The following is a 13,009-nucleotide window of genomic DNA, read 5'->3' on the forward strand; positions in this document are numbered from 1 at the left end:
AGCGGCCCTCACCGCTGGCTAGGGTGGGTGCCATGAACCGCCGCCTCGTCCTGATCCGCCACGCCAAGACCGAGGGATCCAACCCCGGCGGGGACCACGAGCGCGAGCTGGTGCAGCGCGGCCGCGACGACGCCGGCGCGCTCGGCGAATGGCTGCGCGAGGAGGGGCTGGACCCCGGGCTGGTGCTCGTCTCGACCGCGGTCCGCGCCCGCCAGACGCTCGAGGGCCTGCTCGCCGGCGACGACGTGGAGACCTGGACCAGCCGGAGCATCTACGACGGGGGTGTGGACGGGCTGCTGGAGGCGGTGAGCGAGGCCGACGACGCGGTCATGACCGTGTGGCTGGTGGGGCACGAGCCGACGATCTCGACCGCGGCATGGGAGCTGCTCGACAAGGACAACAACTCGGTCCGCGCGGCCGACGACATCGGCAATCGGCTCTCCCACGGCATCCCGACGGCCACCGCGATCGTGCTCGAGGTCGACGAGCCCTGGTCGGACCTGGAGGCCCGCAGCGCGCGGTTCGTGGCCATCCACAGCGGCCGCGCCTGAGCCGCGGCGAGGTCGGCCCCAGCCCGCCGGCGAAACCTGATTGGGGATTGTCAGAGGCACCGTCTAGAGTCCCTCGACGTGAGCGATGCGGTGATCTGGGCCAAGGGCCTGCGCAAGACCTACGGCGACTTCACCGCGGTGGACGGGATCGACTTCGAGGTCCAGCCGGGGGAGTCCTTCGGTCTGCTCGGCCCCAACGGCGCCGGCAAGTCCACCACGATGCGGATGATTGGGGGCACCCTCGACCGCACCGACGGAGAGCTCACCGTGCTCGGCATGGACCCCGTCACCAGCGGTCCCGAGGTCCGCGCGCACCTCGGCGTCATCCCGCAGCAGGACAACCTCGACGAGGAGCTGCGCGTCCGGGAGAACATCGTCATGTACGGCCGCTACTTCGGCCTTCCGCACTCCTACCTGGCGCCCAAGGCCGACGAGCTGCTCGCCTTCGCCCAGCTCGAGGCCAAGGCCAGGGAGAAGGTCGGCAACCTCTCCGGCGGTATGAAGCGTCGCCTCACCATCGCGCGTGGTCTGGTCAACGAGCCCAGGATCCTGCTCCTGGACGAGCCGACGACCGGGCTGGACCCGCAGGCGCGCCACATCCTGTGGGACCGCCTCTTCCGCCTCAAGGAAGCCGGCACCACGCTGGTGGTCACCACCCACTTCATGGACGAGGCCGAGCAGCTGTGCGACCGGCTCATCGTCATCGACCACGGCCAGATCATGGCGCAGGGGTCGCCGCGGGAGCTGATCCGTGACTACTCCACCCGCGAGGTCGTCGAGCTGCGCTTCGGCTCCGAGCGCAACGCCCAGGTCGTGGCCCAGCTCGAGGGCGTCGGGGAGCGCAACGAGGTGCTGCCGGACCGCATCCTGGTCTACGCCCACGACGGCGAGGCCGCGCTGGAGGAGGTCTCCCGTCGGGGGCTGCACCCGATCACCTCCCTGGTGCGCCGCTCCTCCCTCGAGGACGTCTTCCTGCGCCTGACGGGCAGGTCCCTCATTGACTGACAACCCTGGGGGTGGGGGGCGCGCGGGTGGCGCGCGCACCGCATACCCCGAGATCGACAGCAACAAGCTGGCCTATTCGGGCCGCGCACCCAGCCACCGGGAGATGGCGCGGCAGGCCGCGCGCTTCGGCGTCTGGTACTACGCGGAGACCGTGCTGCGCGGCATGCGGGCCTACTTCTTCCCGATCCTCTTCTACGCCGTGGGGCAGCCGCTGCTCTACATGATCGCGATGGGGATCGGGCTCGGTGCGCTCGTCGACTCCGGCGTCGGGGCCGTGGAGGGCGTGGACTACCTGACCTTCGTGGCGCCCGCGCTGCTCGTCTCGACCGTGGTGATGTCGGTCTCGGGCGAGATGACCTACCCGATCATGGCCGGTTTCAAGTGGCAGCGGCTCTACTACGCGCCGCTGGCCAGCGCCATCAGCCCCGGTCAGGTGGCCATGGGGCACCTGCTGGCCGTGGTGATCCGCTTCGTGGTCCAGTCCATCATCTTCTGGCTGATCATGGTCCTCTTCGGGGCGGCGCCGAGCGGCTGGTCCTTCCTCGTGGTGCCGATCGGGGTGCTGACCGCGACCGCTTTCGGCGCCCCGCTGCAGGCCTATGCCGCCACGATCCGTGACGAGGGCTTCCAGTTCACCTTCATCCAGCGCTTCGTGGTCATGCCGATGTTCCTCTTCGCCGGGACCTTCTTCCCGCTGACCGCGATGCCGGGCTATCTGCAGTGGATCGGCTGGATCTCCCCGGTCTGGCACGGCACCGAGCTGGCACGCCTGGCGACCTACGGCGCGCCGATGTCGCCGCTGATGTTCGTGGTGCACCTGGCCTTCCTGATCGTCTGCACGGTCGTGGGGATGGCGCTGGCGGTGCGGGTCTACACCAGGAGGTTGCGCTCGTGAGCACACAGGACATCGCCCAGGGTGGCGTCGGTGGCCCGGGAGGCGTCGGTGGCCAGGGTGGCGTCGGTGGCTCGCGCGGGGTCGGCGGCAAGGGTCCGCTGGCCGGCCTGTGGTCGGGCAACGTCCGCGCCGTCCTCGAGCGTGGCTTCAAGGTCATCCGCACCCAGAACTGGATGATCCTCGTCTCCGGCTTCTTCGAGCCGGTCTTCTACCTGCTGGCGATGGGCATCGGGATGGGTGCGCTCGTGGGCGAGGTCGAGGGGCCAGGAGGGCAGCCGATCCCTTACGCCGCCTACATCGCGCCGGCGCTGCTGGCCACCTCGGCGATGAACGGCGCGATCTACGACTCGACCTGGAACGTCTTCTTCAAGCTGCGCTTCGCCAAGCTCTACCAGGCCATGCTGCAGACCTCGTTGGGTCCGTTGGACGTGGCGCTGGGCGAGATCCTGATGGCGCTCTTCCGCGGCTTTATCTATGCGCTGGGCTTCCTGGGGGTGCTGGCCGTGATGGGGCTGGTGACCTCGTGGTGGGCGCTGGCGATGGTGCCGGTGGCGGTGCTCATCGCCTTCGGCTTCGCTGCGCTGGGCATGGGCGTGACCAGCTTCATGACGACCTTCCAGCAGATGGACGTCATCAACTTCGTGATGCTGCCGATGTTCCTCTTCTCGGCCACGCTCTACCCGATCACGGTCTACCCCGAGCCGATCCAGTGGTTCGTCATGGCCACCCCGCTGTGGCACGGCGTCGAGCTGATGCGGCAGTTGTCGGTGGGTCACTTCACCGGCATGACCGGAGTGCACGTCCTCTACTTCGTGGGGATGACCGCCCTCGGGCTGTGGCTGACCACGGTCCGGCTGCGGGCGCTCTTCCTGCGCTGACGTGGTCGTGGTGAGACGCGGCGGGACGGCGTGGTCGGACGCGGTGCCCGAGAGGGGATGACCCGTGTTCATTAGGCTGGGACCGTGAGCACAGTCCTGGACCCCAACTCTGCCGACCTGACCCTGCTCCAGGACCGTCAGGTGGCCGTGCTGGGGTTCGATGCGCTCGCGGCCGCGCACGCGCTGAACCTGCGCGACAGCGGGGTGGACGTGTGGGTGGGGGTCGCGCCGGACAGCCGGCTGGCGGCGCGGGCCGAGATCGAGGGGCTGGCCGTGGCCGAGCCGGCCCAGGCCGTCGAGCGCTGCGACATCGTGCTCGTGCCGGGGGGAGAGGGGCCCGGGCAGGGGCATGGCGAGCACGAGGTGGCCGACTACCAGCGCCTCATCGACGCGCACACCGAGCCCGGCGACCTGGTGATCGTCACCTCCGGCGCGATCGTGCGACGCGGTGGCCTGACCGTCCCCGAGGGGGTCGACCTGGCCATGCTGCGCGCGATCGGCGACGGTGACCGCGTGCGGGAGGAGTACCTGGACGGCCGGGGCTGCCCCGCCCTGGTCGCCGTGGCCACCGACGGGAGCGGAGCGGCCCAGGCCACCTTGACCGCCTACGCCGCCGCCATGGGGGCGCTGCGCTCGGGGGCCATCGTCACCACGATCGAGCACGACGCCCTGGCCGCCGAGCACGCCGAGAAGCACGTCCACGCGCCCTTGCAGGCCATGGTGGAGACCGCCTTCGACGACCTGGTGGACCGCGGCGTGGAGGAGGAGGTCGCCTACCTGGCGGTCGTCCACGACCTCAAGACCAGGATCGACCAGATCGCCGAGGCCGGCTTCGCGACGCAGTACGGCCCCACCGGGCTGCCCGAGGAGCACGCCGGCGAGCGGGCCACGAGCCGCCGCTCGGCCGCCCGCTCCGCCCACCCGCTGGAGCAGGTCGGCCGCCGGGTGCGGGCGATGATGAGCTGGATCCGCTGAGGCGCAGCCGCCTCGACGCAGCCTGACCCGGCGTCACCCTCGACCGCTTTCCCTGCCCCGCCCGGGGGCGGCTATCGTCGGTGCCATGACCCCGACGACGACGTCAGCCCAAGAGTTCTTCGCCCGCACCGAGGCCGCCGAGCGCCGGTCGGCCGACGAGATCGGCCAGATCCTGGAGAACCCCGGCTTCGGCTCGAAGTTCACCGAGCACATGGTGCTCATCGACTGGGACAAGGACCAGGGCTGGCACGACGCCCGCGTCGTCCCCTACGGCCCGATCCCGCTCGAGCCCTCGGCCGCCGTCTTCCACTACGCCCAGGAGATCTTCGAGGGCATGAAGGCCTACCGCCACGACGACGGCAGCGTCTGGGCCTTCCGCCCCGAGCGCAACGCCGAGCGCTTCAACGCCTCGGCCCGTCGTCTGGCGCTGCCCGAGCTGCCGCCCAGCGTCTTCATCGACGCCATCAAGGAGCTCGTCACCATCGACCAGGGCTGGGTCCCCCCGGCCGGCTCGGGCGAGATGTCGCTCTACCTGCGCCCGTTCATGATCGCGACCGAGGAGGCGCTCGGCGTCCGGCCGAGCAACAAGGCGCTCTTCTGCGTCATCGCCTCCCCGGCGGGCGCCTACTTCGCCGGCGGTCTCAAGCCGGTCAGCCTGTGGGTCAGCGAGCTCTACGTCCGGGCGGCCAAGGGCGGCACCGGCGCGGCCAAGTGCGGCGGCAACTACGCGGCCTCGCTCGCCTCCCAGGCCGAGGGCATCGAGCACGGCTGCGACCAGGTCGTCTTCCTCGACGCGCAGGAGCACACTTACGTCGAGGAGCTCGGCGGGATGAACCTCTTCTTCGTCTACGCCGACGGCCGGATCGTCACCCCCGAGCTGAGCGGCACCATCCTGCCCGGCATCACCCGCTCCTCCCTCGTCGAGCTGGCGCGCGAGCGTGGCCACGACGTCCAGGAGCGTCAGTTCTCCATCGACGAGTGGCGCGACGGCGTCGCCTCCGGCGAGATCACCGAGGTCTTCGCCTGCGGCACCGCGGCCGTCATCTCCCCGGTCGGTCGCCTGGCCTGGAACGGCGGCTCGCTCGAGATGCCCGACACCCACGAGGTGACGATGTCGCTGCGCCAGGAGCTGCTGGACATCCAGTACGGCCGCGGCGAGGACGGCCACGGCTGGCTCTACCAGCTGGTCTGATCCCGCACGGGATCCCGATCCCGCACCGGCTGCTACCGGACCCGGAGGTCCTCGCCGCGCTCAGCCCGCGGCGGGGGCTTCCTGCGGTATGCGGTCCAGCACCTCGAGCATGCGTCGGCGCAGCGCGTTGGACCTCAGGGTGAACTCCCGCTGCGCGGTGACATACTCCGCCTTGCCCTCGGCGGTCTCGATCCGCACCGGCTCATAACCCAGCTCGCGCAGGTCGTAGGGCGCGGCCCGCATGTCCAGCTCCCGGATGTCCCGGGCCAGGCGGAAGGCCTCCAGGGTCAGGTCGCTGGGCACCGCCGGAGCCAGCTTGTAGCACCACTTGTAGAGGTCCATGCCCGCGTGCAGGCACCCTGGTTGCTCCAGCTCCAGCTGGCCCTCCCGCGTCGGGCGCAGCTGGTTGCGCGGCGCGGCGTCCGGGGTGAAGAAGCGGTAGGCGTCGAAGTGGGAGCAGGCGACCTGGTGGCTCTCCACGACCTCGTCGGTCCCCTCCGCGCCCAGGCGCAACGGCCATCCGGTATGCCGCAGCTCGTCACCTCCTGCGCGGTAGACCATGGCCCACTCGTGCAGGCCGAAGCAGCCGAAGCGCCCCGGCCGGGACAAGGTGGCGGTCAGCAGGCCCCGGACGAAGTCGACGGCCCGGCCCCGACGCTGGAGGAAGTCCTCCACGGCGACGGTCGCCACGCCCGTCGTCCCGTCCCAGCGGTAGAAGGTCCAGCCGTCCCGTTCTTGCGCGCCCTCGAGCCCGACGACCACGCCGGCGTGCCAGCGGGCCAGCTGCGCAGGGCGCTGGCCGTAGTACTCCCAGAGGAAGTCGTCCACGGGGTGCTTGCGCCCCTCGAAGCGTCGGGCCAGGCGGTCGGCGGCGAGCTGGTCGACGGCCTCGGCGTGCGCCGTGGCGCGCGCACGCCATATCTCTTCCGCCAGGACCTCCACGGCAGCCGATCCTACGTCGCGGTCCCGTCCTGGCCGCGAGAGGATGAGGGCATGGGCGGGACCGGACGGCGCGGACGGACGCTGCGTCGTGGGCTCGTCGCGCTCGTGCTGGTGATCGGAGTGGTGGTGGGCCTGTTCTGGACCCTGCAGCGGCAGCTGATCTACGTCCCCGACACGGCCGACCCCGGCCCCGTCGCCCGTCTCGTCGCTGGTGGGCAGGACCTGACCCTGCGCACCTCGGACGGGCTAGAACTGTCGAGCTGGCTGGTGCCGGACGCCGAGGGGACGGACACCCGGTATGCGGTGCTGCTCGCCCCCGGGAACGGCGGGAACCCCGGCGTGGTCGCCGAGCTGGCGGAGAGGCACCGGCCGGCGGCCGTGGTGCTGCGCTCGCCCTACACGGTCTTCGCCGACGTCGCCTCTACCCACTACCCGTGGCTGCCGATCCGGATGCTGCTGCGGGACGACTTCGACGTCGTCGGCCCGCTGTCGCGCACCGACGTCCCGGTGACGGTGGTCTACGGGACGGCCGACACGATCGTGCCACCCCGGCTCAGCGAGCGCGTGTCCCGCGAGGTCGCTGTGCTGGCGGAGGAGGTCGTCCTGGAGGGAGTGGGGCACAACGACCCGGAGATGTTCGGCGCGCCGGTGGCCGATGCGGTGGCGCGTGCGGTGGGGCGGGCCGGCCACGGGGCCGGGTGAGGGAGACCGGGTGAGGGAGACCGGGTGAGGGAGGCCGGTGAGGGCGGTTCGGGTGAGGGACCGGACCAGGTGGGTGACCGCATACCCTAGAGACCATGCGCATCTGCCGTTTCACCACCGGTGACGACCCCCGCTTCGGCCTGGTCGACGGGGCCGGGGAGAAGATCGCCGAGATCTCCGGCGACCCCCTCTACACCCGGATCGAGCTGACCGGGGAGACCTTCGAGGTCGCCGACGTGCGGCTGCTGGCCCCCGTCATCCCGCGGAGCAAGGTCATCGCGGTGGGGCGCAACTACGCCGACCACGCCGCCGAGATGGGCACCGACGTGCCGGCCGAGCCGATGCTCTTCCTCATCCCCAACACCTCGGTCTGCGGGCCCGGCGATCCGGTCGTGATCCCGGCGGCGCTGACCCAGGAGGTGTCCTACGAGGCCGAGCTGGCGGTGGTCATCGGTCGGATGTGCAAGGACGTCGCGGCGGAGGACGCGCAGAGCGTGATCTTCGGCTACACCGTCGCCAATGACGTCACGGCGCGCGACCTGCAGCGGGGCGACGGGCAGTGGGCGCGCGCCAAGGGGATGGACACCTTCACCCCGCTGGGTCCGTGGATTGAGACCGACCTGGACGTCAGTGACCTCTCGGTCCGGAGCCGGATCGACGGCGAGGTGCGGCAGGACGGCACCACGGCCGACATGGTGCACGGCATCGGGGCGGTCATCGCGCACGCCTCGGCGGCCTTCACCCTGCTGCCCGGTGACGTCATCCTGACCGGCACCCCTGCCGGGGTCGGGCGGGTCGAGCCCGGTCAGCGGGTCGAGGCCGAGGTCGAGGGGATCGGCGTGCTCGAGAACATCTTCGTCAGCGACGCCGACGACGAGGGAACGGACTGAGGGATGGTCGACGCCCCGATCGGGGTCTTCGACTCAGGCTTCGGCGGCCTGACGGTCGCCCGCGAGATCCTGGACCAGCTGCCTCACGAGTCGGTGCTCTACCTGGGCGACACCGCCCGCACCCCCTACGGTCCGCGGCCGATCGCCGAGGTGCGCCAGTTCGCCCTCGAGTGCCTGGACCGGCTCGTCGACCACGGGGTCAAGGCCCTGGTCATCGCCTGCAACAGCGCCTCGGCGGCAGTGCTCGCGGACGCCCGGGAGCGCTATAGCGTGCCGGTCGTCGAGGTGATCCGGCCGGCCGTGCGCCGCGCGATGGCGGTGACCAGGTCGGGTCGCATCGGGGTGATCTCGACCGCCGCGACCCACCAGTCGCGGGCCTATCTGGACGCCTTCGTCGCCGCGCCCCCCGAGGTGACCGTGACCAGCGCTGCCTGCCCGCGCTTCGTCGAGCTGGTCGAGGCAGGTATCACCAGCGGCCCGGAGGTGGTGGAGGTCGCACGGGATTATCTCTTCCCGCTGCAGGACGCCGGGATCGACACCCTCATCCTGGGCTGCACGCACTATCCGCTGCTGACCTCGGCGCTGCAGTACGTCCTCGGCGAGGAGGTCAGCCTCGTGACCTCGTCCGCCGCGACCGCGGCCGAGCTCTTCCGGGTCCTGACCGACGGCGACCTGCTGGCGCCCCAGGACAGCGAGCCGGTCCACCAGTGGCTGACCACCGGGGATCCGCACGGTTTCACCTTCCTGGCCCGCCGCTTCCTGGGGCCCGAGGTCGAGCAGGTCCACCAGGCGTTCGTGGGAAGAGACGAGGAGAAGGTGGCCGGCGCGCTCTGAGGAGCAGTGCCGTCAGGGTCCCGGTCATCCGCCGTCCCACACCACCTCGCCGTCTTCACGCAGGCGCGCACCCTCGCTGACGGGGTGCTCGGTGAGCCGGCCGTCGTGCATGAGATGGCGGACGGGCACCGCATACCTGACCACTGCCACGTCGGCCACGATCCTGCGGTGGCAGCGCCACCAGACCGCCTCGCTGCACATGATCGCGGTCCGTCGATCGCGGGCCTCGGCCAGGACGTCCTCGAGTGCAGCCCGCCACTCCTCGGACCGGGTGCCCGCGGCGTAGGCCCGGAACTGGTCCACCCGCCACCACGGGTCCGGGCTGGCCGCGTCCTCCTCGGCGGTGAGTCGGCGCCGACCGCCCAGCCGCTCCTCCCACCGGTAGCCGATGCCCCGCCGCGGAAGCCACTCCGCCAGCGCCTCGCGCCGTGAGTCGGGGTTGGTGCGGCTGCCGGGGAAACGTCGCACGTCGACGACCAGATCCACGCCGGCCCCTGCCAGCACGTCGCCCAGCCCGCCGCGGTCGAGCCGACCGTGGCCGACGGTGAGCAGCGGCGCGGAGGTCATTCCGGCAGGCTATCCACGCCCGCCGCCGTCGGCACCCGGGACGGGGGCGGCACCGTCGGATGCCTGTCCCGGGCCGGTCGGGCAGCATGGGCGCATGGACCTGACGATCGTCGGCTGCACCGGCTCGCTGCCCGGCCCGGACTCGCCCGCCAGCTGCTATCTCGTGACGGCGGAGGGGGACGGCCGCACCTGGCGGATCCTGCTCGACCTGGGCTCCGGGGCGTTCGGTGCGCTGCAGCGGCACGCCGCGCCGGCGCAGATCGACGCCGTGATCCTGTCCCACCTGCACCCCGACCACTGCCTGGACCTGACCGCGATGCGGGTCTGGCGCGGACACGGGCCGGACGCCCCCGAGGGCGACCTGCCGGTCTGGGCGCCGCCCGGCGGGGGCGAGCGGATGGCGCGCGCCTACGGGGTCCGGGGGCCGGAGGAGCTCAAGGGTATGGAGTTCCGCGAGCTGGTCGACGCCGTCCCCTTCTCGTTCGGCCCCTTCCGCATCACGGCGTATGCGGTGCGCCACCCGGTCCCGGCGTTCGGCCTGCGGGTGGAGTCGGGTGGGCGGGTGCTGGCCTACACCGGCGACACGGACAGCTGCCCCGGGCTCGGCCCGCTGATGGCAGGGGCGGACCTGGTGCTGAGCGAGGCGTCCTTCCTGGAGCGGGAGGGTGTGGAACGCGGGGTCCACCTCACGGCCCGCCGCGCGGCCGAGGCAGCGGCGGAGGCGTCGGCGGGCAGGCTGATGCTCACCCATATCCCGCCGTGGCACGATCCGCAGGAGAGCCGTGCCGAGGCCGCTCAGGTGTGGCCTCGCGAGGTGGAGCTGGCCGTCCCCGGGCTCGTCACCGCGGTCTAGAGGTCCCGGGTCGAGCGTGCCGGACGGGAGTTTTCCACAGGCACCCGGGTCGGTCCCAGCGACGAAGGGTCGGTCTGTCGCAGTCTGGACCCATGCGGCGACGACTCTCCGACGTGGTGCCCTGGACGACCGTGCCCTACTCACGATCGCGCCGTGCGCTGGTGACGGTGGGGAAGATCGTCAGCTTCCCGATGGCGCCGTTCATGCTGCTGGAACCGGGAGGTGCTCCGGCACCCGACGACCCTGACGTGCGCTACCACCCGGAGCGGGAGATGGGGATGCTGATCATCACCGAGGACGCAGGGCGGGAGATGTGTGGCTATGCGGTAGGCATCGATCACGAACTGGTCGTGCGCGGTGACAGCGCCGGGGTCCGCTGGCGCGACCCGGACGCCCGATGGATGGATCTGTCGAAGACCACGCAGGAGGAGCCGTTCGACCCGAGCGAGGCGGCACTCCTGGGGGCCTCACCCTCCGGACGCTGGCGGTTCCGTGAGCGCAAGGCCGTCCACCAGGAGTGGTCGGTGACGTTCTCGTGGCGCAGTCGTGAGTTCCGGACGACGGGGCCGTGGATCCTGATCGCCCACCTGGGGTGCCTCGCCGGGTGGCCCGAACCTGTCTGACGAGTCGCCTTCAGCCAGCGGGAACGGTCGTGGGGCCTGAATCCTCCACCGCGACACGGGCCTGCGCCCGAGCCATGGCTGACCGCAACGTGCGGGCACCGGCCAGGGCCAGCAGGAACGCCAGGACCGTCGCGCCGACCGAGACGGCGAATGCAGGCTGGTGCCCTGCTAGGTCGGCCAGACGACCCGCCAGCGCGGCGCCGATGGCGTAGCCACCGCCGGTGGTCGCGGCCAGCAGGGTCATCGCAGCGCCGAGGCGACGCACCGGGGTGGTCCGCTCGGCGAGGGTGAAGGTGGTGATCATCGACGGGGCGATCGCGAAGCCGAAGGCGAGCAGCGCCAGCGACAGGGTGCCGATGGAGCTGACGAACAACAGCGGCACCGCGAGCACGACCAGAGCGGCGGTGAACAGGCGCAGGCGACGCTCGTAGGCATAGGCCTCGGGGATGGCCACGACAGCCAGCCCGGCGATGACGCTGCCGGCACCCAGCAGGCCGTGCAGCAGGCCGGTGAGGCCGGGCTCCCCGGCCTGGTTGGCCAGCACCGAGGTGCCGGTCTGGACCGATCCGAAGACCATGCCGACCGAGAGCTGGCAGGCTGCCAGCAGGGCGAGCGCCGGGGTGAGGACGCGGCCGATCGCCTCGGTCGAGGCCGGGGCACGCCCGACGAGGCGGACCGTCTCGTGGACGGCGAACCAGGTGCCGAAGGCGCCCAGCAGACCGGCGGCGATCCACAGTGCCGCGACCGGGTTGAGGACGGCGGCGATCACACCCACGGAGGCCGGGCCCAGGACGAAGGATGCCTCGTCGGCGGCGCCCTCGTAGGAGAAGGCGGCGTCGATGACCTTCGGGTCCTCGGAGTTGCGGTCCTTGCTGATCGGGCGCCAGCGGACGCGGGCCATCGTGCCCACCTGCGGGGTGAAGACGCCGGCCACCGCGGCCACCACGGGCAGGTGCCACCAGGCGGCGCCGGTCTCCTGGACGGCCGTCAGCCAGGCGAGGGCGGCCAGCCCCAACGTGCCCATGATGCTCTGGACGAGCAGCACGGGGCGCTGGCCGATGCGGTCGGTCAGGGCTCCGGCCACGGGTGCGCCGACCGCGTTGGAGACCGCGAGGGCGCCCGCGGTCACGCCGCCGGCGGTGTAGCTGCCGGTCGCACCCTGGACCGCGAGCAGCGCCGCGATCTGGGACATGGCCAGCGGGAGACGGCCGATGAAGGCGACGATGATGTAGAGGGGCCCGGTGAGGGCGAAGAGGCGCTGGTAGGACTGCACGGGCGACAAGTGACGATCACGACTTTCGAAAGAACCGGTCCGTGAACGGACGTGCGCGTCGTCCCAGCCACCCGGCGCGCGAAACCCTGTGCGACCTCTCCAGTGTACCCGGGGCAGGATGGGCGCCATGAATCGTGAACTGACCCCGATGGGACCCCTCGCGCAGCTGCGCGCCGGGCGCCTCGGGCGGCGGATCCCCCAGCTGGTCCTCGGCCTGGTGCTCTACGGGGTCTCGATGGTGCTGCTCATCCGGGCCACCCTCGGGGTGATGCCCTGGGACGTGCTGCACCAGGGCGTCAGCGAGCACGTCCCCTGGTCCTTCGGCACCGTCGTCATCGTGACCTCGGTGGTGGTCCTGCTCCTGTGGATCCCCATCCGGCAGGCCCCCGGTCTGGGCACGGTGCTCAACGCCGTCCTCATCGGGATCGTGGTCGACCTGCTGCTGCCCTGGGTCGGGGAGCCGGAGGGCTGGGTCGGGCGCGGCACGCTCATGGTCGCCGGCCTCCTGCTCAACGCCGTCGCCACCGCCATGTACATCGGTGCCCAGCTCGGCCCCGGCGCCCGCGACGGACTGATGACCGGCTTCGCCCGGACCACCGGGTTGTCGCTGCGGCTCGTGCGCACGGTGATCGAAGTCGTCGTGGTGGTCGTCGGGTGGCTGCTCGGCGGCGTCTTCGGGATCGGGACGGTGCTCTACGCCCTGCTCATCGGGCCGTTGACCCAGCCCCTCCTGCCGTGGTTCATCGTCGAGGTGAAGAGGGGGGACAACCCCCGGCCAGAGCCGGGAGTCTCCTCCGCAGACCTGACGGGACGGCGTCCATAGCGTCAT

General features: G+C 71.5%; 15 protein-coding genes. 12 read left to right on the top strand and 3 right to left on the bottom strand.

The features are described 5' to 3' along the window. Nucleotides 1–32: 32 nt before the first annotated feature. The 6 genes from ACTMMA_RS00785 to ACTMMA_RS00810 all read left to right on the top strand — a co-directional run bounded on the left by ACTMMA_RS00785 (nt 33) and on the right by ACTMMA_RS00810 (nt 5,496). Nucleotides 33–551, top strand: a complete 519-nt coding sequence (locus tag ACTMMA_RS00785; RefSeq protein WP_441188192.1) for a SixA phosphatase family protein — start codon at nt 33–35, stop codon at nt 549–551. 78 nt (nt 552–629) lie between these two features. Continuing rightward, nucleotides 630–1,556 (top strand): ABC transporter ATP-binding protein, encoded by a 927-nt coding sequence (locus ACTMMA_RS00790; RefSeq protein WP_441188193.1) that lies wholly within the window; start codon nt 630–632, stop codon nt 1,554–1,556. Beyond that, nucleotides 1,549–2,451, top strand: a complete 903-nt coding sequence (locus ACTMMA_RS00795) for an ABC transporter permease (protein WP_441188194.1) — start codon at nt 1,549–1,551, stop codon at nt 2,449–2,451. Before ACTMMA_RS00790 ends, ACTMMA_RS00795 begins: the two co-directional genes overlap by 8 nt. A gap of 98 nt (nt 2,452–2,549) precedes the next feature. After that, a complete protein-coding gene (locus tag ACTMMA_RS00800) occupies nt 2,550–3,329 on the top strand; it encodes an ABC transporter permease (RefSeq protein ID WP_441188434.1) in 780 nt (259 codons plus the stop codon). 84 nt (nt 3,330–3,413) lie between these two features. After that, nucleotides 3,414–4,304: a ketol-acid reductoisomerase gene (locus ACTMMA_RS00805; RefSeq protein ID WP_441188195.1), complete on the top strand. Its 891-nt coding sequence runs from the start codon at nt 3,414–3,416 to the stop codon at nt 4,302–4,304. Nucleotides 4,305–4,389: 85 nt separating this feature from the next. Continuing rightward, on the top strand, nt 4,390–5,496 hold the full coding sequence (locus tag ACTMMA_RS00810) for a branched-chain amino acid aminotransferase (protein ID WP_441188196.1): 1,107 nt from the start codon (nt 4,390–4,392) through the stop codon (nt 5,494–5,496). A gap of 60 nt (nt 5,497–5,556) precedes the next feature. On the opposite strand, the gene ACTMMA_RS00815 is transcribed toward ACTMMA_RS00810, so the two are convergent. Further along, nucleotides 5,557–6,438 carry a 3-methyladenine DNA glycosylase gene (locus ACTMMA_RS00815; RefSeq protein WP_441188197.1) on the bottom strand — a complete coding sequence of 294 codons (882 nt, stop codon included), beginning with the start codon at nt 6,436–6,438 and terminating at the stop codon, nt 5,557–5,559. Nucleotides 6,439–6,489: 51 nt separating this feature from the next. On the opposite strand from ACTMMA_RS00815, the gene ACTMMA_RS00820 reads away from it, so the two are divergent. The 3 genes from ACTMMA_RS00820 to murI all read left to right on the top strand — a co-directional run bounded on the left by ACTMMA_RS00820 (nt 6,490) and on the right by murI (nt 8,864). Next, entirely contained in the window at nt 6,490–7,140 is a 651-nt protein-coding gene (locus ACTMMA_RS00820) for an alpha/beta hydrolase family protein (protein ID WP_441188198.1), read from the top strand. A gap of 95 nt (nt 7,141–7,235) precedes the next feature. Then, complete coding sequence (locus ACTMMA_RS00825; protein ID WP_441188199.1) at nt 7,236–8,030, top strand: fumarylacetoacetate hydrolase family protein; 795 nt, start codon at nt 7,236–7,238, stop codon at nt 8,028–8,030. Nucleotides 8,031–8,033: 3 nt separating this feature from the next. Continuing rightward, nucleotides 8,034–8,864 carry a glutamate racemase gene (gene murI, locus ACTMMA_RS00830; protein WP_441188200.1) on the top strand — a complete coding sequence of 277 codons (831 nt, stop codon included), beginning with the start codon at nt 8,034–8,036 and terminating at the stop codon, nt 8,862–8,864. A gap of 24 nt (nt 8,865–8,888) precedes the next feature. Here murI and ACTMMA_RS00835 read toward each other — a convergent pair whose 3' ends face one another. Next, nucleotides 8,889–9,431: a DUF488 domain-containing protein gene (locus tag ACTMMA_RS00835; protein WP_441188201.1), complete on the bottom strand. Its 543-nt coding sequence runs from the start codon at nt 9,429–9,431 to the stop codon at nt 8,889–8,891. Between the two features lie 94 nt (nt 9,432–9,525). Here ACTMMA_RS00835 and ACTMMA_RS00840 point away from each other — a divergent pair, with 94 nt between their 5' ends. Next, a complete protein-coding gene (locus ACTMMA_RS00840) occupies nt 9,526–10,284 on the top strand; it encodes an MBL fold metallo-hydrolase (RefSeq protein ID WP_441188202.1) in 759 nt (252 codons plus the stop codon). A gap of 92 nt (nt 10,285–10,376) precedes the next feature. Further along, nucleotides 10,377–10,907 carry a hypothetical protein gene (locus tag ACTMMA_RS00845; RefSeq protein ID WP_441188203.1) on the top strand — a complete coding sequence of 177 codons (531 nt, stop codon included), beginning with the start codon at nt 10,377–10,379 and terminating at the stop codon, nt 10,905–10,907. A 10-nt stretch (nt 10,908–10,917) separates the two neighbouring features. Here ACTMMA_RS00845 and ACTMMA_RS00850 read toward each other — a convergent pair whose 3' ends face one another. Further along, entirely contained in the window at nt 10,918–12,309 is a 1,392-nt protein-coding gene (locus ACTMMA_RS00850) for an MFS transporter (protein WP_441188204.1), read from the bottom strand. Between ACTMMA_RS00850 and yczE the strand changes: the two genes are divergently transcribed. Next, the gene (gene yczE, locus ACTMMA_RS00855; protein ID WP_441188205.1) at nt 12,308–13,003 is read left to right on the top strand and encodes a membrane protein YczE; all 696 of its coding nucleotides are present in this window, start codon (nt 12,308–12,310) and stop codon (nt 13,001–13,003) included. The two genes, ACTMMA_RS00850 and yczE, sit on opposite strands and share 2 nt — an antisense overlap. Nucleotides 13,004–13,009: the final 6 nt, after the last annotated feature.

Origin of the sequence: Ornithinimicrobium panacihumi, assembly GCF_052073805.1 — a bacterium.
Taxonomy (GTDB): domain Bacteria; phylum Actinomycetota; class Actinomycetes; order Actinomycetales; family Dermatophilaceae; genus Ornithinicoccus; species Ornithinicoccus panacihumi.